The sequence below is a fragment of the Pedobacter sp. 22226 genome, from assembly GCF_052045455.1.
In the GTDB taxonomy this organism is placed as follows: domain Bacteria; phylum Bacteroidota; class Bacteroidia; order Sphingobacteriales; family Sphingobacteriaceae; genus Pedobacter; species Pedobacter jeongneungensis.
In genome coordinates, this window is sequence record NZ_JBQEPB010000003.1 from 78,860 (window position 1) to 105,630 (window position 26,771).

25 protein-coding genes are annotated in these 26,771 nt (G+C 39.1%); 2 read left to right on the plus strand and 23 right to left on the minus strand.

Features of this window, described 5'->3' with window-relative positions; all coding sequences use genetic code 11:
* Nucleotides 1–17: 17 nt before the first annotated feature.
* The 22 genes from tssD (ACTJKC_RS07275) to ACTJKC_RS07380 form a co-directional block, all read right to left on the minus strand.
* Nucleotides 18–413 (minus strand): type VI secretion system tube protein TssD, encoded by a 396-nt coding sequence (gene tssD / locus ACTJKC_RS07275; RefSeq protein ID WP_440790890.1) that lies wholly within the window; start codon nt 411–413, stop codon nt 18–20.
* A gap of 420 nt (nt 414–833) precedes the next feature.
* Entirely contained in the window at nt 834–1,145 is a 312-nt protein-coding gene (locus tag ACTJKC_RS07280; RefSeq protein WP_440790891.1) for a hypothetical protein, read from the minus strand.
* Between the two features lie 90 nt (nt 1,146–1,235).
* Complete coding sequence (locus ACTJKC_RS07285) at nt 1,236–1,508, minus strand: hypothetical protein (protein ID WP_440790892.1); 273 nt, start codon at nt 1,506–1,508, stop codon at nt 1,236–1,238.
* Between the two features lie 128 nt (nt 1,509–1,636).
* Nucleotides 1,637–2,305 (minus strand): hypothetical protein, encoded by a 669-nt coding sequence (locus ACTJKC_RS07290; RefSeq protein WP_440790893.1) that lies wholly within the window; start codon nt 2,303–2,305, stop codon nt 1,637–1,639.
* Between the two features lie 70 nt (nt 2,306–2,375).
* Entirely contained in the window at nt 2,376–3,239 is an 864-nt protein-coding gene (locus tag ACTJKC_RS07295; RefSeq protein ID WP_344852385.1) for a hypothetical protein, read from the minus strand.
* 84 nt (nt 3,240–3,323) lie between these two features.
* Nucleotides 3,324–5,999: a hypothetical protein gene (locus tag ACTJKC_RS07300; protein ID WP_344852386.1), complete on the minus strand. Its 2,676-nt coding sequence runs from the start codon at nt 5,997–5,999 to the stop codon at nt 3,324–3,326.
* A gap of 2 nt (nt 6,000–6,001) precedes the next feature.
* Nucleotides 6,002–6,487, minus strand: coding sequence for a DUF4280 domain-containing protein (locus ACTJKC_RS07305; protein WP_440790894.1), 486 nt, complete (start codon nt 6,485–6,487; stop codon nt 6,002–6,004).
* A 16-nt stretch (nt 6,488–6,503) separates the two neighbouring features.
* On the minus strand, nt 6,504–7,487 hold the full coding sequence (locus tag ACTJKC_RS07310; protein ID WP_440790895.1) for a hypothetical protein: 984 nt from the start codon (nt 7,485–7,487) through the stop codon (nt 6,504–6,506).
* Between the two features lie 11 nt (nt 7,488–7,498).
* Nucleotides 7,499–8,872 (minus strand): T6SS phospholipase effector Tle1-like catalytic domain-containing protein, encoded by a 1,374-nt coding sequence (locus tag ACTJKC_RS07315; RefSeq protein WP_440790896.1) that lies wholly within the window; start codon nt 8,870–8,872, stop codon nt 7,499–7,501.
* 1 nt (nt 8,873) lies between these two features.
* On the minus strand, nt 8,874–9,914 hold the full coding sequence (locus ACTJKC_RS07320; protein WP_440790897.1) for a DUF2931 family protein: 1,041 nt from the start codon (nt 9,912–9,914) through the stop codon (nt 8,874–8,876).
* The gene (locus ACTJKC_RS07325; protein WP_187592523.1) at nt 9,911–10,084 is read right to left on the minus strand and encodes a hypothetical protein; all 174 of its coding nucleotides are present in this window, start codon (nt 10,082–10,084) and stop codon (nt 9,911–9,913) included. The genes ACTJKC_RS07320 and ACTJKC_RS07325 overlap by 4 nt, the downstream gene beginning before the upstream one ends.
* Nucleotides 10,085–10,086: 2 nt before the next feature.
* Nucleotides 10,087–11,925, minus strand: coding sequence for a type VI secretion system Vgr family protein (locus ACTJKC_RS07330; RefSeq protein WP_440790898.1), 1,839 nt, complete (start codon nt 11,923–11,925; stop codon nt 10,087–10,089).
* Between the two features lie 353 nt (nt 11,926–12,278).
* Nucleotides 12,279–12,674 (minus strand): type VI secretion system tube protein TssD, encoded by a 396-nt coding sequence (gene tssD / locus ACTJKC_RS07335; protein ID WP_344852392.1) that lies wholly within the window; start codon nt 12,672–12,674, stop codon nt 12,279–12,281.
* Nucleotides 12,675–12,788: 114 nt separating this feature from the next.
* The gene (gene tssD, locus ACTJKC_RS07340) at nt 12,789–13,184 is read right to left on the minus strand and encodes a type VI secretion system tube protein TssD (RefSeq protein ID WP_025141859.1); all 396 of its coding nucleotides are present in this window, start codon (nt 13,182–13,184) and stop codon (nt 12,789–12,791) included.
* Between the two features lie 343 nt (nt 13,185–13,527).
* The gene (locus ACTJKC_RS07345; protein ID WP_440790899.1) at nt 13,528–14,100 is read right to left on the minus strand and encodes an NAD(P)H-dependent oxidoreductase; all 573 of its coding nucleotides are present in this window, start codon (nt 14,098–14,100) and stop codon (nt 13,528–13,530) included.
* Nucleotides 14,101–14,222: 122 nt separating this feature from the next.
* A complete protein-coding gene (locus ACTJKC_RS07350) occupies nt 14,223–15,611 on the minus strand; it encodes a DUF5458 family protein (RefSeq protein WP_344852394.1) in 1,389 nt (462 codons plus the stop codon).
* An 18-nt stretch (nt 15,612–15,629) separates the two neighbouring features.
* Nucleotides 15,630–16,076, minus strand: coding sequence for a hypothetical protein (locus ACTJKC_RS07355; RefSeq protein ID WP_344852395.1), 447 nt, complete (start codon nt 16,074–16,076; stop codon nt 15,630–15,632).
* Between the two features lie 56 nt (nt 16,077–16,132).
* Nucleotides 16,133–18,649 (minus strand): ATP-dependent Clp protease ATP-binding subunit, encoded by a 2,517-nt coding sequence (locus ACTJKC_RS07360; protein WP_440790900.1) that lies wholly within the window; start codon nt 18,647–18,649, stop codon nt 16,133–16,135.
* Nucleotides 18,650–18,654: 5 nt separating this feature from the next.
* Nucleotides 18,655–21,030 carry a type VI secretion system protein TssR domain-containing protein gene (gene tssR / locus ACTJKC_RS07365; RefSeq protein ID WP_440790901.1) on the minus strand — a complete coding sequence of 792 codons (2,376 nt, stop codon included), beginning with the start codon at nt 21,028–21,030 and terminating at the stop codon, nt 18,655–18,657.
* A 36-nt stretch (nt 21,031–21,066) separates the two neighbouring features.
* The gene (locus ACTJKC_RS07370; protein WP_440790902.1) at nt 21,067–22,044 is read right to left on the minus strand and encodes a PKD domain-containing protein; all 978 of its coding nucleotides are present in this window, start codon (nt 22,042–22,044) and stop codon (nt 21,067–21,069) included.
* A 35-nt stretch (nt 22,045–22,079) separates the two neighbouring features.
* Nucleotides 22,080–22,565: a type VI secretion system TssO gene (gene tssO / locus ACTJKC_RS07375; RefSeq protein WP_025141852.1), complete on the minus strand. Its 486-nt coding sequence runs from the start codon at nt 22,563–22,565 to the stop codon at nt 22,080–22,082.
* 10 nt (nt 22,566–22,575) lie between these two features.
* Nucleotides 22,576–23,097 (minus strand): type VI secretion system TssO, encoded by a 522-nt coding sequence (locus ACTJKC_RS07380; protein ID WP_344852399.1) that lies wholly within the window; start codon nt 23,095–23,097, stop codon nt 22,576–22,578.
* 179 nt (nt 23,098–23,276) lie between these two features.
* On the opposite strand from ACTJKC_RS07380, the gene ACTJKC_RS07385 reads away from it, so the two are divergent.
* Both ACTJKC_RS07385 and ACTJKC_RS07390 read left to right on the plus strand, forming a co-directional pair.
* On the plus strand, nt 23,277–23,711 hold the full coding sequence (locus ACTJKC_RS07385; RefSeq protein WP_025141850.1) for a GPW/gp25 family protein: 435 nt from the start codon (nt 23,277–23,279) through the stop codon (nt 23,709–23,711).
* Nucleotides 23,712–23,737: 26 nt separating this feature from the next.
* A complete protein-coding gene (locus tag ACTJKC_RS07390; protein ID WP_344852400.1) occupies nt 23,738–25,603 on the plus strand; it encodes a hypothetical protein in 1,866 nt (621 codons plus the stop codon).
* Nucleotides 25,604–25,737: 134 nt separating this feature from the next.
* On the opposite strand, the gene ACTJKC_RS07395 is transcribed toward ACTJKC_RS07390, so the two are convergent.
* A complete protein-coding gene (locus tag ACTJKC_RS07395; RefSeq protein WP_344852401.1) occupies nt 25,738–26,676 on the minus strand; it encodes a type VI secretion system baseplate subunit TssG in 939 nt (312 codons plus the stop codon).
* Nucleotides 26,677–26,771 lie beyond the last annotated feature (95 nt).

The window sequence follows — 26,771 nt, forward strand, 5'->3', positions numbered from 1 at the left end:
ATGCCTTAGACCTCTCTTTAGGCTTTTGGCCAATCGTTAATGTGCTCGGCGCTACCTAATTTAAGCTTGCGCGCTGAAATCTGGAATTTGAGCGTCATCGGGTGATCGCCAACAATGTTAATCCCTTCGGAATATTTAACAATGTAGCCGTCTTCGAAGTTAACTTCTTTCATTTTGGCATCTTCCTCCGATTTTTTGATCAGCAGGGTTCCTGTAATGGGTTTGTACTGGTTGTTTACCATCGCCTCGATAATTGAGGTGTCTTCGGTTGATTCGATCTCAATGTCGATGGTACCGCCGTAAACTCCGGAAGAGGGTCTTCCTTTAGCATCTACATCACGGTTTAACGCATAGGCACAATGAAGCACATCGTACTCCTTGCCTGAAAAATTTAATCTAGCTTTGAAAGCCATAGTTTTAAAATTTAAAGGTTAAAAAAAATTGAATTTTATGTAGCGTCCACTACTGTATATTATTAGCCAAATATTAGGCCAAATATTGTGTATCTGCCTCATATATAACCAGTAACAACCCCGAAATAATTTAGAAATCCTGACTCACGCTATAAAAAATGCAGATTATTGCACAGAAAAAAATTGTATTTTTTTTCAAATTATTTAATGTCTTATTTTTATTACATGCAATAGCTTAAAACATTGTAGCATTTTAGGGCAAAGTGTTGCTTTTTGCAACAGCAATTTATTAAAAGCAATATTTTTTAAAATACTCCTTTAGAACCCGTTTGCTTAAAGGATTACCGATATTTTATGATAACACAGTGTGAGGTTGGATTTTACTGCAGGTAGCATTAAAAGTTTTGTGTTAAAGATTATTTAACCACCTTTAAAATGTTCTTTCTGATAGAACAGAAAATTGATATTTCTTGCCAATGTTATTTTCATTTTATCATCCAGCAGTGCTTTGTTAAAAACAGTTAACTTCACGTGGCAGGTTTTCTTATCAACCCATTTACCATTAACATTGGTACTCTCAACTTCCTGTTTCGTATCTCTTTCAAGCTGTACAATAACATCATTAAGAAACCATTGATAAACGATGGCTCCGTCTATCAGTTTTCCAATTTTTGGAGTACTGCTTTTAAATTTATTTTTGAGCTGATTAACCAAGGCATCAATTTGCGACATTGGCCGATCATAAAAATTAAAGGCAGCAAATGCAATGATCTTGCTTTTATCATTGCTCAGGATTCTGACATTATTGAATGTAAACCAGTTCTAGTAGGTAATGATTTCAGGATTTTTACCCTTGTCATCCTTAAAAAGGAAAAATGTTTCGTAAAGTTTGGTCTGATTATTTTGCTGCTGCCCTGAAAGTACAGTTTTGCTTTTATTCTGAACGGCTAAAACATTAATATCTTCACTGAAATTTATTTTGGCTAAATCAAAACGGCCACAAGTGATGCAAATGGATTTTGGATTTTGAGCATTTAGTACACCGTGTATGAAAAAGCTACTCACAATGGTTAAAATAACAACAATTCTTTTCATATAAATTTTATCTGATGATTTCTGAATTAGATCCGGGGGAGTGTTACACCACTTATTAATCCATTTTCTTTTCACAGTAGATCGAAGAAAAATATATTGCTGGTTCGGTCTATTCTATGGGTGTTCGGTTAATTTAACTTCCTTCTTCCCCTATAGCCCATAACCTGTAGAAAAAGAAATGAAATATTGAATGCCAGGCAGATAATGATCAATGCATCTGCTTTCAGCTGTAATACTACAGTAATCAGATACAGCACAACAGCAATGGGAACTGCCAGCATAAATGAATATAAAACCCTGATAAACTCAATTTTTGCATGACCGAAAGCATTTTTAAAATCGTAGTAAAAGCCCAGCATATTAAGGCCTAAAAAAATCATAGCCATTATGAGTAAGCCTGTATGTTCAACGATATACTGGTTGGCTCCGGTAAGGATATCAAAAACACCTGCCAAAGCACTCTTAAATATCATGAACGGAATTCCAAAAACAACAAGCAGCACTCCAAAATATACGGTCCAAAAAAAAGCCTTTTTTGAAAGTTTTTTAGGTTCATCCACACGGTAACTTTTAATAATTGTTTCATTAAAACGCGATGGCCGGAAACCGTAAATAACGATCAGGAAAAAATAAAACTCTAACTGGAAAATGGTAAGCTGAAAACCATCGTTTGTTTTTCTGATCAGGTTTTCGTTAGATGCCTGAATGATGAAGGAATAAAATAAAGCACATACAGCATAGAGCCTAAAAAAAAGGAAATAGCAAAATAGTGCAATTGAAATTCTTTTGGCTATCATAGCTTGTTCATAAAAAAGAACTACCTGTGCAGTTCTTTTTTAATTAACATAAATTTAGATGTAATATTTACTACCAAACCTGCAGTCCTTCAGCATTCTTTGGCAGGTATAGAAAAATCGGATCTCCAGCTTCAAATGACTTCGCTTCTGAGCCTTCTTTAGAGGAAGCAACTTCACCTTTTAAATGTAAAACAGGGTGATGGTTTTTTTGCCATAAAGCTACTATTTTTCCGTTTGCATAATATTGAACTGAATAGTTCTGGATGGGTGTAAACGATCTTTTCTTTACCTGCGGATCAACAAGGGCAAGCAAATCACCAGAACTTTCCTTTTCTTCGATCTGCTCCTTACTGGTGTATGTTGTATTGTAAACTAAGGCTGAAGAGTGTACCAAATATTTATTGTACGCCAATGAATCAAAGTTTTCGCAGGCATTGCGTATCTCATTATATTTTTGTACTACTTTTTGTTCAATGTTGGGAACAGTTTTTAGGTCTTTTGCTTCGGCCAGTTCTTTACTGTAATCAAAAGGTACCGTGGCCGCAAACTGGATCCTGGTTTCGTAATACGGAAGTTTTTTTTCCTCCAATCCAGAAGGAAGTTCAAATTCTGTTATTTTTTTATACTCAGACAACCTGCTGTTTTTATTGGGTGCGTGATAAAAAGTCAGTGTAACATGTGCGTATTTAGATATAAATTCGTCCCCATCTTTTGGATAAATTTTAACAATAGCCGTTTGTGGACCGCTCTTGGTAATCATTGCATTAAGAGGCAACATCATACTTTCTCCATTGTTCTCCACCATCCTGTAATCTACGTTATCCTGCATTTCCAACACCATTTTGCAACCCTGTTTATTCATCTGAACAGTATAAACAGGTGTTTCGCTATATGTTTTTACCTGGGATTTGATATCGTTAATAATTTGTTCCATTGTTTTTTTATCATTTTGTGCCTGACATCCAATATTCAAGAATTGAATTAAAATGGAGATGCCGAGTATAATTTTTTTGCCCATTTATTTGTTTTTAATATAGTAATAACGTCCTTTAAGCATATCTGGTTTAGGCTCTACCAATTCGTGGGCTTCATTGTCGACCCCAACCTTTGCCCGCCATATTTTTGCCTTTGCAGTTACATAAACCAACAGCCCTCCAAATCCTATGCCAGCTTCAACATACATGCCTTCGTTGCTTGCACCGGTTTTACCAGAAAAGATAAGTGAAGTTTCGCCTCTTGCAGAGGCTTCAAATTCGACGCCAAAACCTTCACCTGAAGGACGTGAGTTAAAACTGATCTTTGGGACATCAGCTGCCGCTTTGATCCCCAATTCAGCCCCGATACCTACCGTAGTACTGGCCTCTAAGGGTTCCATACCATACTCTTGTCCTAATGTAATATTTGCCTTTAAATCTATCTGTCCGAACGCAAGGAGGTTAAACCAGATTTCTATTCCTGCAACATCGGCAGCGGTACGTATTGCTTTGATAACCTGCCCTGCAGCAGGGATAAATTCGGCACAGGCGATTAAATCGAGTTTACCTGTTCCTTTTATCAATGGCGTAAAACCAAGGGATATGGTCCCTGTTCTCCTTACATTATATATTTTTTCCTTGTCCGGTTCAAGTTTCCAGGTTCCCGCAATCGATATTACGGGGTAATCCATCTGGAAAGTAATGGGCAACATTTTTATTGGCAGTTTTGAAGCCAGTTTTGCCGCCATTCCATTTTTGGCTTTGGTAACACCAGTTATATCATCCAATGTTTCTTTTACCTTGATTAAAGCCCTTAAAAAAGGTTCTATTTTTGCCGCATACCCGCCTGATATCTCCCTGGTAAAATCACCTGATTTTGCCTTAATAGCCAGATCGAATGATACTTCACCATTTAAAAACCTGCGGTTGTTGGAAGCAGCCAAAGTTTTTATCCTGTTCTGCCTTGAAGTAACACCGGCAGGCATATTTGTGTGCGAATAAACCTCTGGTGTATCGGAAGATAGCTTTAAACTAAACTCCCATTCCATATCCGGATACACGTTTATTTTTGCAATCTGGTTGGGGTATCTACAAGTGCTCACCGGGAGATAATAACTTTGCGCCAACGAATCGCTCAACCAGAAATAGTTGAACATCCACATAAATTCAGAAGCTGCATTATCCCCTAAACTCCTTTCCAGCCAAACTTTATTATAAATATAATTGAGCTTTAAAACAATCTGGTTTTCACCTTTAAATTCACTTTGTAAAACCTGTACTTCCGATACGTCCTCAGAAGGCGCCTTGTTTTTATCCGGAATTACATCGGTATCATTCTCTTGTGTAGGATCTTTAGTAGTAGTATAGCCTTTATCTGTTTTTTCTGCCGCAATGGCCCTATCCAATAAGAAAACATGGTCAGGAGAATCATGCTTTTGTCCGCTTGGAAGTAGCAGGCCGTTACACGGTACATTTTTATTATGCAGGTTTTCTACCGTAATGGATACATCTTTCCTCTTTTCTCCGGCAATGATGGAAAACGGCTGACCGGTTTTGTCGCCCCCTGTGGTTAAAAGGTCTTCATCAAAGCAGGTAAAAGCACTTCTTTCTTTGTCTCCATCATCTTTAATCACGATTTTTGAATAACCGCAGGGGTCGAATTCTTTTCTGGTGTACCTGATATCACCAATGTACTGGATCTGATTTACTTTTTTCGCTTCAATCCTGTCTAAAAAGTCGGTCATCAATTCTTCAGATACGATAAAGCGGCTAGAAATAGACGATTTATTGTCGATATCCTTTAGCCCTAATACTTTAGCATCATATGTAACCAGATCGGTGGTAGGCTCATCGGCAAAGTTCCTGAAAACTACCCGTTCTTCTTTTTCATTTGTACCGTATATTAATCCGGGTTCGGTATGATATTTATATATTTCGAGTACTACGGTAAAATTTTTCTTTGCTTTTTGGTCCTTTTTCCAGGCAATTTCTATCGGAAAAGAAGTTTTATAATAGCTGTTGCAATTGCTTGAACTTCCAGCATCCTGAGATATGGCAAAAACCTTTGGTTCTTTCCACAGGTTATTTTTTTTAAAATCATCTGTACCGGTTAAACCTTTCGCTTTATCTTCTTCCAATAGATATACTTTTCCGCGATATTTGTTTTTCTTATCCAGGTTATAGCCGTGCAGCATGATTTCGAGGTTTGCAAAATCGCCATAACGCTTTACATCTTCACTTTTATTAAAGTAGGCATAACAGATGTTTGATTTGGTTACCGGTATTACATAAAAATAAAAGCCGGTACCCGGACTTTCGCTAAAAAGCTCTACTCTTTGTTTAAAGCCGTAATAATAGCTATAACCCGAAGGATTAAATAAAAAAGTGCTGCCAACTTTATATTTAAGACCCAATCCGTATTTACTTACCGGGATTTTTCCGCCGCTTAATGGGCCCCAGAGGTTATCGGTAATTTCGCCGGACTTTGCTTTTTCCAGGCTTTGAAAAAACACATCATATATGAACGCCCATCGGGCATTTTCGATGGTGTGTTTAGGATTGGTGGTTTTTCCGCCTACACACCTTTCATCAACTACAAATTCATTTTTATTTTCGGTATTCAGGTAAATTCCCATCCCTTTAGTAAGCGAATAAAGTTTGCCGTTTTCCCTCCAATAACAATGCTGCAATCCTCTTGTATCTTCTATTTTATCTGGCATGACTATTCAGCGTTTAAAAATTCGTATAAACCGGCCTTATCCAGCTCCTTCATATTCACCAATGGATTAATCTGCGATTGTTGTTCCTCATCAGCATTATCGATATTCTGCTGCGAAGGCTGTCCTTTTTGTCCTGTTTTAGCAAAAAAGATACAGGGTGAACCGCTAATGGTGCAAACTCCTTTACTGTCTTCTACCAGCACCTGCCCGTTGTTGATCAAAACCATATCCTTGTACATGCCTTTCCATTCGGTTAGGGCGGGCATACAGGGTTTAAAACCGCCTGGCGTGGGTTGTAGCTTACATTGTCCGAAGGTATTTTTTTCAAAAGTCATCCCGATATCTACATGAGAGGCAATTAATTTTTGCGAGCCATCTTTATCGTTCACATAATGCTTTTGCTGGGTAAGTACCTTCAATTTATCGGTTGTGGTACCAAACTGGCATTGGCAGGTGGCACCTTGTACAATGATTTCTTTCTGTGACATTTCTCTTCTCCTTTATTTAACCCAATACCCTTGCCCAAAATCCCTTTTTCTTTTCAACAGGGAAACTGTTATTTCCCTCCTGAATTAACAAATGCTGATCTGTTGCCGGAATGCTGCTTTCAATTTCATAAGCAGAGAAAGCAATGCGTTTAATGCTTATTTCTTCTCCCTTTTCCTTTTTATATAAATTCCAGTTTACATGCGCATGTTTAAGCAAACCTCCATCCTGATCTAAATCAAAGTCGGCATTTAATTTCATTTTTAAAGCCCCTTTTTGCCCCATCTGTATTTTTTGCTCTTCGGTAATCTCACCTTCTGAAGAAAAATTCACTTTGAATGTCCCATAACCGGTATAGTTGGGCTCAACAGATTGAACACCTTCGAAAGCCATGTTTTTATAAGCGATAACAGGGAAAAATAATGTGCTTTGCCGGGATAATGAACCATCATATTTTAGATACTGGGGATGAAAAAACACATTCCAGAACATATCTGCTCTTAATGCATATTCAAGCTCAAACCTATCTGATATCTTTTTCTCCATCTTTTCTAAATATAGCTCCGCATAGCTGCCTTCATATTTATCAGAGATTTTTTCGGCTACCTGTTTCCAGCGGCTTAGGATTTCTCCGTGATTAACAATTCCTCTGAATATTTCGTTCCTGGAATTCACATCAACCTTTAGGGGATATATTGCACCCATGCCCATGCTGGCCAATTGTTCCCCAATAAAATCAGGCTCATGCCTGTCTATAAAAAGATCCGTTTTATCAAAGCATAACTGCCAGACTTTATTTTCATCTCTAAATTGGTTCACTTTGAGGTGGATCTGGTAATCTAATCTTTTTGCCACTTCCGCTTTTCCATCGTTATAGTATTTAATGGTAATGCCATAATTCCTAGTAGAACGGGGTTTGGGTGCAAAATCAATCGCATGGTCGATATTGAGCTTAATTTTGCCCTGAGCTGCAGAATTTGAAAGGCTACTTACTTTTTCCATAACCGAGCGTATTAATAAGTAACCCTTTTGCCATCGGCATTTGGCGTCATAGGCTGTATGATGCCGTAAGAACTTTTTCTATCTGCCGACCAATGCAAATACTGGTTTCTCAATTTGCGAAGGTCTTCCTGCTGTTGCCGCTGCGCAGGATCTTTGGGTAATTCTGCAGAAAAAACATATTGTGATCCGTTAGCCATTACATAATCTCTAAGCCTGGCTTTAACCCTGAGTAGCAAAGGATTGCCGTTTATGGTGTATTTTGTTTCAGTTTTACTTTTAGCAAGTGGCAAACCATGATTATGACTATGCTCTGCCATATACTGTAAGGGGATATAACTGTATTCTTTGTAAATAAACCTTCTTCCCTCAAGGGCCCAGTACATATTACCACCGGTAACTTTCAATTGATTTTCCTTATACCAGGCTTCTTTTATAAGTTTTGCTTTAAAAGCATCAAGATTGCCTTTAAGGGTCCATGAGGTAGCCAATTCGGATACTACTTCTGTATCTGTTTCGTAACTTCCTCCAATATCACTGTGTACACCCGGAAAAACCCGTTCTCTCCCAACATTTGTATGTGTTAAGGAGAAATTCTTACGGTGCTCATTTTCAGCTACAAAATGGACAACATTTTGCGCACGACCAATCTGGTTGAGGTGTAATTCTTCAACATCGTTGAAATTAGGAGATACACTAAAATATTTTGAGTACGACGATACGGTATCAAAAATGCCCAAGAACCTTACCTTAATTTGGTTAGGAGTTATTTTAAGTCCGGCAGCGCTAAACATTTCGCCTAAACGGCCGCAGGCTGGCATTACTTCTAAACTTGTTGCTTCTCCATCCGAATCATATCTCGATACGATTCCGGTATGTGGGTCTGCAGTCATCCTAGACCGGTATTCATTTTTACCGATCTCATAAACAAAATTTCTTGCTGCCGCAGCCCCCCGGCTAAAACCAAATACGTCGAAAGTAATGCTTCTTAATTTCTTTTTTCCGCTGCTCTTTATCGCACTTTTCAGTTTATCTGTAAAAATTTTTTCGCAGGCCTTTCTCACTTTTCCCCTTATTCCTGTGCTACCGGTACCGAAGGCATAACCCATTTGACTGTCTTTTTGCCCATCTTCAGTACCAATACCCTCTAAATAAATACTTTTACTCTTATCGTAAATATCCCAAAGTCTGGCAACGTTCGACCAATCGTTCTGGTAACTGCTGTCGCTGTCTGTTCCGTTACGCTGGTAGGTAGGTGTATTGGCTCTACGCTCTTCAGAGTTATTCATATTGTTTTTTGTTCCATCAAAAAACACACCTACTAAAAGATCTAAATACTCTACTTTATCGTTTGGCGGTACATAACTGCCCAATTTAACGCTCGTCATACTAATCCACTTTACTGATATCAATTTTCGCCCTGTTGAGCTGAATTTCTTCTGTACTATTTTTTAGCGATATTTTTGCTCCTTTTCCGTCCGCATTTAGCGATACAACCAGGTTTATCTCACCTGATGTTCCAAGTTTCTCAAAAGCAGCCATTGTTTCCTTTTCGTCAAAAGGTTTTATTTCAAGCCCGTATTTCGTTCCGTTTTCCTTTTTCCAAACCAAAGTGATGTATTTGGGTACGGCCCTGGAAACGTATGGATTAGCTGTAAGATCTGCTCCAAACCGATTTTCTTCTTCGCCGTTAAGGAAGTTGTAGTAGCATAATATCAACTGATCTCCAACGGGTAAATGAACTTCCGGATGCCAGGGATATTTTTTGCGGTAAAGTTCATAAACAGCCGGGTCTGGCATGCCTTCAGTTTTAATGCGTTCTAAAATTTCCGGTTTCATAATCATTTTATCTTCCAGTGTAAGTGTGATAAAATTCGGCTCCAGCATATACTTTGCATTGGGATAAGCCTGTTCTTTTGAAATAGTTGTTTCATTGGCCTCAAAAGCACCCACCTCCGTCTGGAAACCTGGGCCGCTAAGCCAAACCACTACTTTACCTTTTGGCGCAAGACCAATTTTGATCAACGTGTAGTTATCTTTTTTATTGGTCAGGTTATCCTTAAATCCGTCATGGAATAACTGGGCAATGCGGGCCTTATCTAATTTCCATTTACCGGTATAAAATTTCTTTTCCATTAGCGATAGCCAGGTAAAACTTAACGAATCCGGTGCTTCCATCTGCTTGGTCGTTACGCTCATCACGCCGCCGTCGTTTCCCCATCCAGTATTCTGCGTTCCCCAGATGGCATCAAAACTATAGGTAAAATCATTAGCAATTAAAGCCCCCTTGTATATTTCCATCGGATATTCTTCGGGAGCCGAAACCGTACCTGTCCACTCAAATTTTTCTTCCATTTTTTGTCCTTTGCAACTTGTTATCGCCAGTAAAACGAACGCCAGCAATAAATACCTGTTTTTTCTAAAACTCATGATTTGTTACCGCTTGATACAATTTTTTTGCTACTGGCCAATGACAGGTTCTGTGAAGTAGCTTCAACATTCATTACCTGGGCAACTTTTTCCAATTTAACACCAACACGTAGTTCATATTTTTGGATTACCTCAATGCTGATATTTTTAGCTTGTTTTATAATTGCCATTGTTAGAAAAGGTTAGATTTTTCGGCGCTATTAAGCTCCACAATTTTACCACTCTGCATCGTCATGTTCTCTTTTGCACTGAACATGCTTATTTCTGAAGCAATTTCGTTTGAAGTATCAGCCGTTCTTTTAAAATCTTTCATTGCCAGTTCTGTACGGTTGTTGGATGTTTCGGAAACATCTCCAACAGCACTTAACGAATAATTATTACCCGCTGTAGTGACAATATCCTTACCCGCATTGGTAGATTGGTTTTGCCCTACCTGCACATCCATATTCTCCTGTACGTTAATCTGCATGTTCTTACAGTTTAAACTCATGTTTTCAAGAGCGGTTATGGTAATATTATTACCTTTGGTATCGATGTGGATGATATTGTTATGGATATCGGTAATTTTTATCCCCTGACTGTTGGCATCATCGTCAAATTCGACCAGATGCCCGCTCCGGGTAATGATGCTTTTAAGGTGATTTTTAATTAACGGACTGCTATCAACACTGGCGCTGTGGTAAACGCTTCCCATCACCACCGGGCGAGCAATATTTCCTTCTTCAAAGGCGATCATTACCTGATCATCAATCTCTGGAATAGCGAAATAACCGCGGTTGTTACCCCTTTCGCCAATACCGGCACTTGGTGTTACCACACGTAACCATTCGGTAACATCGTTGGTTAAACATTCCCATTTAAATTTTACCTTGATACGTCCCTGCCCCTGTGGATCGTTGTTATCGACTACATCGGCCAGTTGCATATCAGGCTGTGGCTTTTGGAAGTTTTTTACCAGAATGCGTTCGGTAGTAGCTATTTTCCCTTCGAAAGTATTATGGTATTTACCATTCTCATCGATATGATGTTTAATTCCGGTGATGAGGAATTTACCAAGGCTTTCGGTTGTAAAAGCCAGTTCTTTCCTCAGGCTCATGGTAATTTCGGCAATACTTCCTATACTTAAACCGGCATTATCGCCCCTTGCTGTTACCTTTAAAAGTTCGCTGGTATTGGCTTTTTCTTCATTTTCGACCAGATTTTTAATATCATTGTTATTATCTACGCGGATTAAAGAAGGCTGATTGAAAGTTTTGCTAAAAGTAAGGTTTGAAGCTTTAACAGCATGCGATAAATCGGGTGTTCCATCTACGTTTCCGCTGCTTTCGCTCAACAACATTTCGTCCTGTTTTGGATTATAAGAGAAACGTTTGTTTTTAATCGGGGCAATTTCCATGGCATATTGCATTTCCTGTACATCTCTGCCATAAAACAGCGATATATCTTTTTGCGTATTGGGCTTACCGAAATTAAGCTGCTTGCCATCATAGAAGAACCATTCGTGGTACTCAGCCGAAAGACGGTTCAAAAAAGCAAAATCGCTCTCCCTGTATTGGATGATATAATCGATGGGATTGGTTCTGGCTGCATTGGCAACAACTTTAAGGTCGTTTGCAGGTGTATCTTTGGTTGCCAGTTTTACAATCTCATTCAGGTCTTTATCTAAATAAGAACCTAAATCAGGGCCGCGATCTATTAAAATAGTTGGGCTATAGCCACTTACAATCAAAACACCATGGTAGCCATGACTTTGCGATAGTTCGACTTTTGAAACCAGACCTACAAAATTCTGCATACCTTCTGATGAATGCCCGAAAGAAGCAGTTAGGGTTTTACCTACAAAATCGCGGCTATCGTCCAGGCTGATTAAACCAGGTGCGCCCATCTGGTCGTGGTTAAAACGCAGCTCGAAATAGTGATGCTCGTTAAAAGCCTGATGTAAGCTGAAGGAAGCAAAATGCGTAATTTCTTTCCCTTCTATATTGATCTCTGTAATGAGTTTCTTTTCCATATTGATTTAATCTTATTCACAACAAATTACCCCAGGTTAAATGCCGGGTATGCACATGCGCTTATATTAAAAATGGATCCATTTTCAGCCAACCGTATGTCCGGATGATTATTGTGTATTGATGCCGAACCAAACGTTTTACCAGAATAGTAATGATTTTTTACTGCAATATGTTTGGAATGGCTGGACATAATTGAGCATTAATTTTTGAGGTAGCTTTTTAAATTAATATACACATCAAAAAGCAATATTAATTTTGGGATGATAAGGTAGATGCGGGATAATAAAATAATAAATAATTAAAAGCGCTCCGATAAATCGGCGCGCTTTAATTACTATATGTTTAGTGATGACTAAGCTTTTGGCCAATCGTTTTCGTGTTCTGCATTGCCCAGCTTTAGCTTACGGGCCGATACTACGAAACTTAAAGTCATTGGTGTATTGTCGTTTACTGCAATACCCTCGTTATACTGGATGATATAACCATCTTCGAAAGACAGTTCTTTCATTTTAGCATCTTCTTCGCCTTTTTTGAAAACAATTGTTCCGGAAAGCGGCTTGTACTGGTTGTTAACCATTGATTCGATTACTGAAGTATCTTCAGTTGATTCGATTTCGATGTGGATGGTACCACCATAAACACCTGATGACGGACGGCCTTTTGCGTCAACATCTCTATTTAATGAAAAGCTGCACTGTAGTACATCAAATTCTTTTGATCCTAAGTTTAAACGGGTTTTGAATGCCATTGTAGTAATTTTTAATGTTTTTAAATGAATGAATTGCGGTGAGCGGTTGGCGATAAGCGTGTGGAGTTTGGCGTTTTATTGCCTTGTACCTTAAACCTTTGCCTTAACCTCTCTTTAGGCTTTTGGCCAATCGTTAAGGTGCTCTGCGTTACCTAATTTAAGCTTGCGGGCTGAAATCTGGAACTTAAGCGTCATCGGGTGATCGCCAACAATGTTAATCCCTTCGGAATATTTAACAATGTAGCCGTCTTCGAAGTTAACTTCTTTCATTTTGGCATCTTCCTCTGTTTTCTTGATCAGCAGGGTTCCTGTAATAGGTTTGTACTGGTTGTTTACCATCGCCTCGATGATTGAGGTGTCTTCGGTTGATTCGATCTCAATGTCGATGGTACCGCCGTAAACTCCGGAAGAGGGTCTTCCTTTAGCATCTACATCACGGTTTAACGCATAGGCACAATGAAGTACATCGTACTCCTTGCCTGAAAAATTTAATCTAGCTTTGAAAGCCATAGTTTTAAAATTTAAAGGTTAAAAAATTGGTTTAATTGTAGCGTCCGCTACTTCAGCAATATAACCAAATATCAGGCCAAACGTGATGCATATTCCTCACTGATAAGTGATAACCAGATTTTAAAAAAATGACAATTTAAGGCTCATCGCCTAAAAACGAAGTTATGCAATATGTTTTTGTGGAAAAGATGTGGAAAAATCCGAATCTATCTTTAGTGTTACAAATACATTAGAACAGCCATCACCACTACGATACTGTAGCAATTGTACCCAGAGTGTAGCGTTTTAGGACAAATTGATGCTTTTACATGAATGGTCTGTGGAGACACAGACCATGGCGATTTTAAATCAGCTGTGAGCCAAATTTTTCCATTTTTGCCAGCCATTTTTGGCTGTAGTGGTTTTCAAGGGAATGAAGTTCGCCAATGGTATTGGTAAGTACCGGGCTCATTCTACATTTTTCGAACACTACTTTTTTGATGGAAAGGTAAGTGGTTTTTTTATTTGCCTTCCATTCTTTAAATGTTGCTTCGTCTAAAATAGACACAATCCTTGCCGAACGACCGCTAAAATTGTTGTTTACGTTTTGCAATTGAGTAGTAAAAATCTGATCGGGCATAAAAAGGCGGTCGAAAAAGCCTTTAATTTTTGCAGGGATATGGTCTACATATACAGGGCAAAAAAGCACCACATGGCTACTCTGCCTAATGGCCGTTAAGGCTTTCTGCAAATCGGGCTCTAATTCAGCAATCTGCCTGTTATTAAACAGCTTGTTTGAATTAAATATCAGATCGATAATGGCCAGCTCCCTTACGGTAGCGCCAACACTTTCTGCACCTTGCTTATAGGCGTTAATCAGGAAATTTGTAGATGCGTTTTTTTCAATATCCCCATTCAGGATAAGTACTTGCTTCATTTTTTTTGATTAATCTGATCTGGCCGATGCATTACAAAATTATAAAGAATTTGTTAAGTGTTATGCATAACCATAAAAAAACCCAACGCTAAGGTTGGGTTTTTATTTTCATCAATCAAAAACTATTGTTGATTGTACTCTGTATTCCAGGTTGTATTTTCATCTTCTCCTTTATGTCCATCCAGTTTTACCACAAAACTTTTTGCAGGAAAATATGGTGTAATGTGGATATCAAGGTGGATTCTGTCTTTTTGTTGCTCGTCTCTTTCGAAGCGCATAATCTTAAATCTTTCGATCAAACGGTCTGCACCCTGTATGCCATCCAAAAACTTAACAATCTGCCCGCGAAGATCCTGTTCTGTTTTAGAAGTCCAGTTTTCGAAAGCCCTTCTGTTTAAGAAATCGAACAATACTTTGGTTACGTAATCGAATACACGCACAACAGAATAAGTTTGTAAACCAATGTTATCGCCATTAAACAAAGTTTTAGCAGAGAAAGCCATTACCTTACCATATTCGTTAACCATTGGCACTAAACCAACGCGCTCTAAATGAGATATTTCACTTTTCTTCAGATCGAATTTTACACCGTCTACCTCGTTTATAGCACCATGTTTTTTACCGGCAGTAACCTGCGACATCAGGGTATAATACATTTTACCGGCAAGTGCAGCAGATCCCGGCACGGTTAAATCATCTTCTTCGCCAACTTCGGCAACTTTACCACGGCCAACCAACCAGTTACAGGTCATGATTACGTTCGATCTGAATGCATCAGCGCCAGTAAGATTAGCAGCTGTAAATAAATCAAGTACATCATCAGGCTGATCAAGATCGGCAAAATCAGTTACCAGCATGGCTTTGTTATTGTGGGCTATTTTACCCCATCTTTCTACCACTTTATTAGAACCCATGTAACCTGGCACTACCATCAAAGAATAGTTTTTACGCAGGTCTAAACGGTCGTAATTCTGTTTTAACTCATCATCTACATATTCGATAAAACGTGGGTTATCCAAATCTTTAATCTGATCCATTGATGCATTTAACAACACCACATTTTTAAGCTTGTCAGATTCGGTATTTTTATAGAATAAATGAACTGAACGGTAGGCCTGCTCCAATTCTCTGGTACTTTCTAAAGCTGTACCGATATTTTTGCTCAGGTTTTGTTCTGCTGCATTCAGTTTTTCAGTACTTTTTTCTACCATATCTGCAACAGAGTTTGAAGATTCGAGCACATCAATCCAAAGCTGGATTTTCTTTTTCAGTTCTTCGCGTTCTTTTTTCTTTTCATCACCGGTTAAAAAGATCTGCTTACGGGCTTTGCGTTCAGGGTTTAAATTCTGAAGGCCATCAACCGTAGCTTCCAACAAATCGAAACCGCCAACACGGGCCAGTTTTTCTAAGTTATCTTTAAGGGATGTTTTTTCTATGGTTTTAACTTCGGCCGGTTTAAAACCTGCTTCAGATGTATTTTGGTCTGCTTTTAATTCTTGAGGATTTGACATGTTTTTTCGGCGTTAAGATTATTTATTTTGCTCCAATTCGTCAACAAAATTCTTTAAAGCACTAATGAAGGCCGATTTTGTTTCTTCGTCATCAAGTGTAGCTTTTAAAGTTTTGTTCGATTTTAACTGTTTGATTACGTTAAGCGACATTTCTCTCTCGATGTTTACATTGGTGAGGTAGTTGCTTTGATTGATGATGTTTTTTACACCAAAATCGCTTAAATCGGTAAAATTGATGGTTTCGGCAACGGTAGATCCATCTTCTTTTTCGAAGGCTACCCTCACATTTGGTTTATAATGTTCAAATACTTCTTTTACCGTTTTTAAGCCCTCTACCTTTTCGGGTTTGATGGGTTCGTTATCGGTTAGTTTTTGTACAAAAAGTGTTTTGTTGTGGGCAATTTCAGCGAAAGCTTCTGAGGTGTCAATTTTTCGCTCGTTACCGCCAATTTCATAATTAAACATAGTATGTAGATTTAGGTTTACGATTAATTTTTTCTAATAATATAATAGTTAACGTTTTAACTCAATTTTTGTTCCAATGTAACAACTTCTGGCTGAATAATGTTCCATTCTAGTTTATCTTCTTCGGGATGTTTGCTAACAACGATCTTCGATCCTTTTTTTAACTCTCCGGAAATGATGTATTTGGAGATCGGCCTGCGTAAAAGGTTGCGGATCACTGCCGATAACTGCCTTGCTCCATATTTTGGTGTAAAACCATCTAAAGCAATCATTTTCTTGGCGTCATCTGCAATTTCGAATTCGATTCCCATCTTGTTTAACGATTGTACCAGACTGCTTAACTGGATTTCGAAAATGCGTACCACATTGCTTTCGTTAATTGGTGCAAAAGGAACGATTTCTGAAATCCTGGCTAAAAATTCGGGACGGAAATGCCCGGCCATCACTTCCATAAGCTGGTTGGAAGCCGGAATTACGCCTTTACCAATTTGTTCTGCAATCCATTCGCTACCGATGTTGGAAGTAAAAAGGATTAATGAATTGCTAAAATCGCCTTCTTTGCCCAAACGGTCGTGCATGTGCCCTTCGTCCAGAATCTGTAAAAAGGTATCGAAAACGGAAGGGTGCGCTTTTTCAATCTCATCAAAAAGCAATACGGAATAAGGTTGTTGCCTGATTTTATTCACCAGCAAGCCCCCTTCTTCGTAACCCACGTAGCCCGGAGGCGCGCCATAAAGTAGTGCAGCACTGTGCTCTTCTTTAAATTCGGACATATCGAAGCGGATCATCGCTTTTTCGTCGTTAAATAAAAATTCGGCGATTGATTTGGCAAGTTCGGTTTTACCGGTTCCGGTTGGGCCCAGTAAAAAGAATGATCCAATGGGCTGTCCTTTTTTGTTTAAACCACTACGCGATTCGAGTATGGCATCAGAAACAGCTTTTAAAGCCTGATCCTGTCCTACCACACGCTTTTTAAGGTACTGCTCCATATTAAGCAGTTTTTCTTTTTCGCCTGCCTGCAGTTTTCCCATTGGGATGCCTGTTTTATAGGCTACAATTGAGGCAATATCCTGTTTGCTAATGCGGTCGCTTTTTTCTGCAGCGTATTTTTTTAACTCCTGCAAGCTGCTGTTGATGTATCCCTGATATTCATCAGCAGTTTCGAAAGCATCCGTTTGTGTTTCATCGGTTAAGCGGCCTAACAAAACCGGACTTAATTTATTCTGCAATAAAGAGAAAAGCCATTTGTAATCGGCAAATTTATCTGCTTCTGATTGTTCAGAATTACTGTTTAAAACTTGTAAATCGGCTTCCAAACTTTCAATTACCTGATCGGAGGTGTCGTTCATCATTTTCATGGCGGCCATCGTCCGGTCCAATAAATCGAAGGCAGAATCAGGAAGGCGCCTGTCTTTCATGTAACGTTTGGCCAGGCGCACACATTCGCCTAAAGCATCAGGTTCGATGGTTAAAGTATGGTGCTCTTCGTACTTTACGGCCAGTTTCTGCAACATTTTGATGGTACTTTCTTCATTTGGCTCGTTAACCTGCAATACTTCGAAACGCCTGCTAAAAGCCTGCTCGGGCTCAATAATTTTGCGGTACTCGTCAATGGTTGTAGCACCAATTACCGTAATTTCGCCACGGGCGAGTTCTGGCTTTAATAAATTACCGATACCTGCACCCAGCGGGCCTTTGCTATCTAATAAAGTATGGATTTCATCAATAAAAAGCACGGCTTTTTCAAACTGCTTGATTTCTTTGATGATGTTTTTTAAACGGTCTTCTATTTCACCTTTGTAAGATGCGCCTGCAATTAATGAACCTAAATCGAGCTCAAAAAGCTGAACAGGTTTTAAACTTTCGGGCACATTCTGGTTTACAATGTCAATGGCGAAACCATCAACCAGGGCGGTTTTACCTACGCCTGCATCACCTGTTAAAATTACATTTGGTTTGGTGCGGCGACAAAGGATTTCCATCATCTGGCGGGTTTCTCTATCACGACCAATGATTTCGTCCGTTTTACCATCACGAACGGTTTGCAAGCGGTCGATACAGTATTTATACAAGGCATTGCCTGTACTTTTATTTTCGGTACCAGCGCTGGCTTTATCAGGCGAAACCACCCTCGAAATTTCTTCGTCTTTAACATAGAGGTCTAAAATTTCGCGTTCTTTTATCGGGAAAGATTTCAACTGATCAGGCTGAAAACCAATACCCGGCTTTGCCAATGCGGTTAAAACACATACCGGAGTAATTAAATCCAGTCCGAGTTTAATGCGCACATTATCTGCTTCTTCAAATATCACTGCAATTTCTGGTGCTCCGCTTACGGTATCGGTAAAACTTGCCGATTTCGGCAGTTCATCAATCCGCACTTCTGCCCATTCGCTAATGTATTCTTCATCCTTACCAATGGAGGTAATGAACGACCTCAGGCCAACATCTTTATGCATTAAGCCTTTTAGCAGGTGAGCCGCAGTAAAAACTTCGTTTCTGTACTCTTTGGCTAAAGACTGTGCAATGTGGAGCGCTGTTTTTACCGATTCGCTTAAATTTGTAACTGCCATATGCCTTAGTTGGTTGTAGGCAATACTGCCGGGTTAAAATTATTTTCGGTGATGTAGTAATATATTTTGCCGTTGGAAATAAACTGCTGCTCAATTTGCGTGGCCCTTTTAATTTGCTGTACCGATTGGCTTAACAGTTTAATATAGTTTTCAAACTGATCTAAAGGCATTTTTGAAGTGCTTTTTAAATCGTTTACGGTGTATTTAGCAAGGAATTCGTTAGTTAAAGGCAAACCGGTTACCAGTTTGATATAATTATCCAAAGTCATTTTCTTAATATCGCCTGATGATATTTTTATGCCGAGCATCTGTTTTGGCATCCTTACATAATTTTTAACCAGCTTGCTTCTGAAAGAAGATTGATCAGCCTGAAGGTTTTGGCCTAACATGATCGAAAACACATCTACAATCTGTTTGTACTCCATATTATTTAAAACAATGGCATATTGCAAGGTAGAGCGGTTATTTTTTACAGCATCGGCTGATAGGTTTGCGGTACTGTAATATTTAAAAGCATTGTGCGGCATGCGGTCTGCAACTTCTGCACCAACCGGCTCTGGCAACAAGCTTTCTACCTCAGGTGACAGGTTTTTACGTGAAATACCCGTTAAACGGAATGCACTATCTAATGAACTGATCTGGTTATAGATATCTGAACTGGTTTCTTTTACAAAGCGTCGTAAGGCAATCGTCATGCTCTGGTTAGAGTTAACCGAACCTTTGGTCGGGAAAACCACACCACCCTGGATTAAACTGTTTTTAGGATAATCTAAATAGTAAGAAATAGAATCCTGCAAACTGGTATTATAAGGCTGGAAGCTTTTTAAGCCTTCGCCTTTTACCATGGTATTTTTTCTGTACTCAGCAGAACGGATAGCTGATTCTGAAACGAGTTTACGCGATTGGATTACAAAATCGTTAAACGACTGGTTAAAATCGCTGTACACCTGCAAGGCTAAAATACGTGCATCTGCTTGTGCAACCTGCTCGCTTAACTCATTAATGAGGTAATTGTTGGTTCCGCCGGTATTTCCGGTGCTACCTACGAGAATAATTAAATTGGTTTCGTTCTTTTTTGCTTTAAATAAACCCAAACCTGTTCTGATGGCCTGAAAAACAGGCTCTTCACTTACCTCTCCATTACATCTAACCGTATTTTTGGCCTGATTTGACAGGAAAGTCATCAATTGCCTGTAATCATTTTGGATCGGGCTCACAAAAATTCCTTTCAATGCACAACCACTTTCACCGCGATACACCACACCTCCATAGTTCACTTTTGTTCCTTTGCCAAAATCGCCCATTATATTTTCGAAAGAAGCAATAGTGTTGGTCATTCCGGAAAAATACTTGGTCATTGGGCTACCGCCGTCTACTACAAAAACTACGTTTACCTTGGTTTTATTTTTACGTAGTTTCAGGTAGTCCTGATAAGAAAGCGCTGAACCATTAATGGTTAATATTTTATTGTCTTTTTTATTGTAAACATCAGCAGCAATACCTACCACATTCGTACCCTCATCGTTCGAAACTACTGGTACACTTCTTAAAATCAGGTTTTCTCCCGGCAATAATGGGTCGATTACAAAAGACGTTCCTTTATCGATTCCGTTTTTGATTGATGTTGCGGTAGAATCATCATTGTCGTAATTTCCAGGCTTAACCGAAGTAATGTACAAACGGTCGCCCCAGCTGTGTACGGCCTCGGCAGAAACCCAACCATATATACTCTTTAAAGCAGTATCGGCAACCAGCTGATCATCAGAACCGATCAGGTATTTTTTGCCATCTTCTGATTTTTTATAGATATAGGTAATTTCGTGTAACCTCACTTTAGTGCGCCTGTCTTTAAGTTCAGGTGTATTGTAAACTAAAATAGAATCGGTAGTATCGAAATAGAATTTTGGTTCGGTTAACGCATTTTTTCCGTTAACAATGCCGATGGCTTTTTCTGCATAACCTGTTTTCTGGTTAGAGAAAGCGCGTTGCCATAAAAGCAATTTCGATTTTGCGATCCAGCCATAGCTGATGGCACTTTTTTTATCGTTAATTTTTCTTCCCCTGATCATTCCGGCTTTATATTTAACCAGTTTCAGATAGCCGTTTTCCTCTTTAGAAACATAAAAAGGTTCCATAAAGCTGATTTTTTTCATAATCAGGCTTCCGCCGGGCGCTGTGGTGGTATAATTATCTTCGCGGTCGGAAAAAACGATCCATGGCAAACTGCTGCTGCTGGTATTGTCGTTAACGTTTATGGTTTCAGAAGGCCTTTCATACGATTTAGGCATGTATTTCACTTTTTTGCCAAAGGATGCCGGCGACTGTGCGTAGGCAAACGATATTCCTAAAAACAGGATGGTTAAGGCATAATATTTTTTCATAATCTGTGGATGAGCTTAAAATTAGGAGATGTTAATCTATTTTGTTTTGGCCGGGGCATCAGCATTTGTTGCCGCTGGCTGGGCCGTTCCCGAATGTTGTTTAATGTTTACTAAACTGGCACAGGTAGAATTTGGCTTGATGGTGAGCTGCGCTTCATCAACGGCTATTTCGCCTCCAAAAGTAAGTCCCATACAATACGAATAAATATCCGTCTGTTTTTTCTTCCCGTTCATTTCTACATTAACCGTTACTTTTTCGTTGCCGCACATGTATTTGTTAACGAGGTAGTAATAATTGGAATTAAAATCGGCACCGTTGGCAATGGCCTGTAAGCGTGCCCTGATATCATCGATGGTTTTACGTTCACCATCGCCGGGCGCAACAAGATCTTCTACAATTTCTGCGTTAGGATCGGTAATCAAAATGTTTAAAAATGCAGGTTTGCGGCTTTTATCAGAACGTAAACGAACCACATATTTTCCTGGTGCACGGTAGGTGTATAAGGCAGTTTTTCCCTTAACATCTACACGGCCGGTTTCGCCGAAAGACCATTCGAAATCTTTCCCCTCGCCATCGCCTTCCAGCCTGATTTCTTCGTTAACCAAACCAGCAGTTGGCCCGCTAATGGTTAATACACTGTCTATAACCGGTGTATGTACGGTATCTCTTACCGTTACCGGAAACTCCTGGCGGAGTTCGCCATCAACGGTCAGGCGTACAATGTAGGTGTCGGGTTTTGTGTAATGGTAAGCGCCGGTTTTGGTCGTGGCTTTTTCGCCATTTCCGAACTCCCATAACCATTTTGAGGCTTTAGGTGTATTATCGGTGAAAACTAAATCTTCGTTTAAATAAATTTCATCTTTTAAAATCCGCGCGTCAATTGCTCTTTTTTCGAATAATGAGCTTTTAAATAAGAAAATGAGGCCTGTTAAGAGCAGTACAGCTAATAGGATGTAGAGAATAACATAGCCTTGCGAATTTGAATTAACTTGCTTGGTGTTTGTGTCAGACATAGGTAGCGTTTTTTTATAGGTTGTTTTTGGGATATTTATCGTGCAGACATGGTTTGCTGCAACTGGCGCCTGTTGGTAATACAATCATCCAGTTGTCTTTTGTGCAATTCAATATCTGTAATGTTTCTGTTCTGTTCTTGCCTATCGTAAAATAATCTGTCGTACAGCTGGGCGGTTTGAACAAATATTTTATAGCGTGAGTCTGACGCCTTACGGTCAAACGCAGCCCTGATAGAGCCTAATGAGTTTTGTATATCATTTTTTAAGAAAACCGCCTGTACATTTGGATTATAACGGGTAATCTGTTTATAAGTGGTATCGATGGTAGGCGAAGTTTCCTTCACCATGCTTTCGAATGCTTCGTTCTCATTAATCTTAACCTCAAGCTCTTCTTTCGAAATTTCGTATCGCGAGGTATTGCTATAAAAAATACCAAAGCTTAAAAGCCCAACGGTAAAAACAAACAGCGCCACAAAAAACAAGAATTGTTCGCGCCTTTCTTTTATGCTTAATTTTATCATAATTTTTTAATTACCGGCCGAATCTTCCGTTTTTAATTTTGTTTGCTGCAGCCTGGTTTGCGCGGTGGCAATCGTTGATCTGCTCTTTGTAGCGTTGAATGTCGCCCCTGGTATTGATCAGCGAATCTTGCAGATCGGCCATTGCACCAACATTCTTGTTTAGCTTTTCGTAAAGATCGAAACTCGGACTGGTTTGTGTTTTTTTGGATACAAGATCTTTTATCCTGTTATTGGCACTCTGGATATCGCCAAGCAAAATACTCTGTTTGCTCATTTCGTTAGCGTTATAATCGCGGTATTGGGCAAGTTCTTTAAAGCGGAGCAGGATAAGGTCGAAATTGGTATTGATATCTTTTCTTAGATAAGACAGCTTTTCGGTCTCTTTTACCTTTTTATCGAGCAGGGTGTACTCATAATCGGATGCTGCAAAAAAGAGATAAATAGCAAGGATGGAGAAAAGCGTCAGAAATACAAAGTTTAAAATAAACCTGGTATAAGCAGTTCTAATTTCGATGGCGTTAATGGGTTTCATAGAGCATTAATAATTTCACATAGCATTAGTTATCATATTAATCCGACATCAACCTCACACAAAATCACACAAACCTTTTCAAATTAACATTGTACTATAACAATTTTTAATATTTGTTGTTTGGTTATTAAAACGATTTTATTTCTTTTACTTTTAACAAACTTTAAGCCAAACCATCTATGTCTGAAAATTTTTACAACAAACCCTTCAGATTTAAGTCTGTTTTCTCAGGCACTGGCCTTCAGCCTGCTGACCTTGGGAGATCGATTTCAAACCACATAGAACTGATCATTTTTACCCGCTTTGGTGAGCACCGGTACCACAATGATTTCGGGTGCGAGATATGGGACCTTGATTTTGAATTAATCGTAAGTGAAAGCATCTGGGAGGAAAAATTCCGCAAATCGCTGCTAAAATCGATCACTGATTATGAGTTCAGAATCTATAATACCGCGGTAGAAGTGCGCATTACCGAAGTAGAGAATGTTTATCCGCTCCGTAAGATCACGGAGATCAAAAAAAAGGTAGATATTAGTGTGCGGGCGCTCATAAAAACCACGGGTGAAAAATATTTTTTTAATACCGCCTTATTCCTCAGCCCGCTATCAACCTAATCTAAAACGCCCAAAATATCCTACACATGAAACCAGTTTTTTATTCATCCAAAGACGAAATCCGCAATAGAATTGTAAAAAATGCCGAAGATTTCTGGAATGTTAAAGACAGTAACGACTTCGATCCATTAGTAAGGCTGATTATTGAAGCCCTGAGCAACGAGCTTTTTAATGTTGCCAATGATGTAAAAAACCTGGAGAACCGAATCTTTGATAAAATTAGCCGCATTTTAGCCCCTGATCACTTAACATCATCCTTACCTGCACATGCCATTATGCATGCGAGGCCCATTGAACAGGAAGATTACCTATCGCCATACAGCCAGTTTGCCTTCAAGAAAAACATCCAGCAGGAAAATGATAAGCCAAAGAAAACCGATATTTTTTTTAGTCCGTTGCACAATGTAAAGGTTAACAATGCTGCTATAAGATATATCGCTACCGGAAATACCCTTTTTGATGTAGAACAAATGGGCAAGCAACCGGCTTATAATACGCTTCCGGGTACTTTGATGGAGAAAAACACCCTCTATATTGGCTTTAGCGGCTTAAATAACTGGATGGATTTTAATAAACTGAATTTATTTTTCGACTGGAAAAATTATTCGGTGCCCGAAAACACTTACGACCTGCTATCGTTAGGAAAATGGTTTTACAAGGAAAACGAACTCACAGGTTACACCGAACGGTTTATGGATGAGCCTTTAACGGGTAAAATACAGGCTCCTTTTCAACACAAACAACTGCTTAACCTGATTAAAGCCGACGTGTTGCAGTTTTACAGCAACAGGTTTATTACGCTTGGCGACCTGAACGATTTCAATATTGACGATACCAAGGAGCTCCCTGCCGAATTTGCAAACTTATTTCAACCCGCAGCGCTTAATAAGATCGATGATTCGGTAAAATGGCTTAAAGTAGTTTTTCCAGCCGCCATTAACCAGGAAATGCTGAATGAGCTACACATTTATATTAATGCATTTCCGGTTGTAAATAAACGTTTAAGCCAGATTAAACACAGGCTTAAAACGATGAACAACATCATCCCTATTAAAACTGAAGCGCTCGACCAGATGCTGGCCGTTGAAAACCTGAAGGATAATAAGGGGAAAAGTTATAATGAAATTCCTTATACCAACGAGAACGAAAAAGGCGATGGTTCTTTTTCAATCAGGTACGGGGGTACGGAGCGTTTCGACACCAGAAATGCGAAAGAGCTGGTAGATTATCTTTTTGAATTATTACGCGATGAAAAAGCAGCGTTTTCTGCCTACGGACCTGATTTTTTAAGCACAATTCTTAAAAACCTGGAACAAAACATTGCACTTATTGAACAAAAAAGCCGTTCGGCACTTAAAGATATAAAAGAACTGCCCAGCTATATTGTATTGAAACCGATTGATGATGCGGATATTTTATTTTTAGACATCTGGGTTACGCAGGCCGAAGAAGCCAATCATATTAATGCAGGCAGTCGTTTAGCGGTGTATGACAATAATAAGGTTAACGCAGAGAGTATTTTTTTATTGAGCCAAACAAAAGGAGGCCGATCGAGATTAAACGCAACCAACAGGGTACAGGCTTATAAATATGGCTTAACAACTGCCGACCGGATAATTACCAAGGCCGATGTTATAAATTTTTGCCGCTATGAACTGGGGAACAAATTAAAAGGCATTACCCTGGCTAAAGGCTTAATAATGGATAATAAACCAAACGCAGGCTTTATTAAAACCACCGATATTCTGATTGAGCCGGCAGAAAACCTTAAACTTGATGCGCAGGATTGGGAAGAATTGCTGAGTTTAACGCTGGCGAAATTAAATTTAAGAAGTACCATGAATGTGCACTACAGGCTAATGCTAAAGCCAGCTTTGTATAGGGCAGTTTAATAAAGAAGTCGTCATTGCTAGAGGAGGAACAACGATGCAATGTTACTACTACAGGCGGGATTAATCAATTTCTAGCGCTCGTTGTAGGATTGCTTCGAGCCTCAGCAATGACGATAAATAATTTGAGAGAAATATTATATATAAACTGTATAACCCAGAAAAGCATTTTCTCCATCTTCGCTTAATACCGTTTCCTGATAATCGGGTGCGGTAAGCAATTCTACATTTACCTCAGCATCTACCGGCATTAAATAACTAATAGCCATATCCAGAATGGCCCTGTTTTTTTGCCCGGGAATAAATTTAATCAGTTCCTGCGGGGAAGTTGGACCGATGTTTACATTGTAAGCTTCGTGTTCGGGGCTAAAGCTGTCGCCAATAATGGTATCAATACCCAATGCACTTTGGCCTAGCTGCATCTGCATTTCTTCTGCAATTTTTACCGGGGCAATATTTGCTGTGGCGTCTACAATGGCGATAGGCAGGTTAAACAAGGCGGTTAACACCTTTGATACAAAATCGATATCGTTTCTTTTCTGCTGGATTTCGGGTAACAGGTGCATCCAGATAATGCTCTGCTCTTTATTCAACAGGTTAAATTCATCCCAGCCAAACTCAAATATCTGGCTCAGATCAGCATAGGTTGTTTTTTTATCGAGCATGTTTTCATACAGCTCGGTCATGATCCTTACATAATTAATTTCAGCATCAAATGGAGTAAAAAATAACCTGGCTTCCTTTTCTTCCTCTCTCCTGTCCCTGATGTCTTTAATCATCGATTCCTCATCCATCCCCGCGCTGCCTGTTGGCGGCCTGTGGAAAAGTCCTTCGGGCAGCATATCGTACAAACCTTCGCGGTTAGTATTAATGCGGATCCGGTCATGCCTTCTTTTTTCCGAATAATAAACATTGGTAGTGTCAATATCTTTGGCAAAAGCACGTTTATCAGGCCCAAGGGGTATAATTTCAATCCTATCAGCATCAATTACTTTACGTTCAATCAGGTCTGCAGCATGCGCAACAGCTTTGTAATCTGTAAAGAGTTCGTTATTAATCAAAGTTTCTTTTTTCATTTAAACTTTAAGCTTAGTTATTTGTTATAGGTTAAATTTATATTATCGAAAAAAATAGGATTATAATCAAATACTAAAGATACTATATTTGTAGT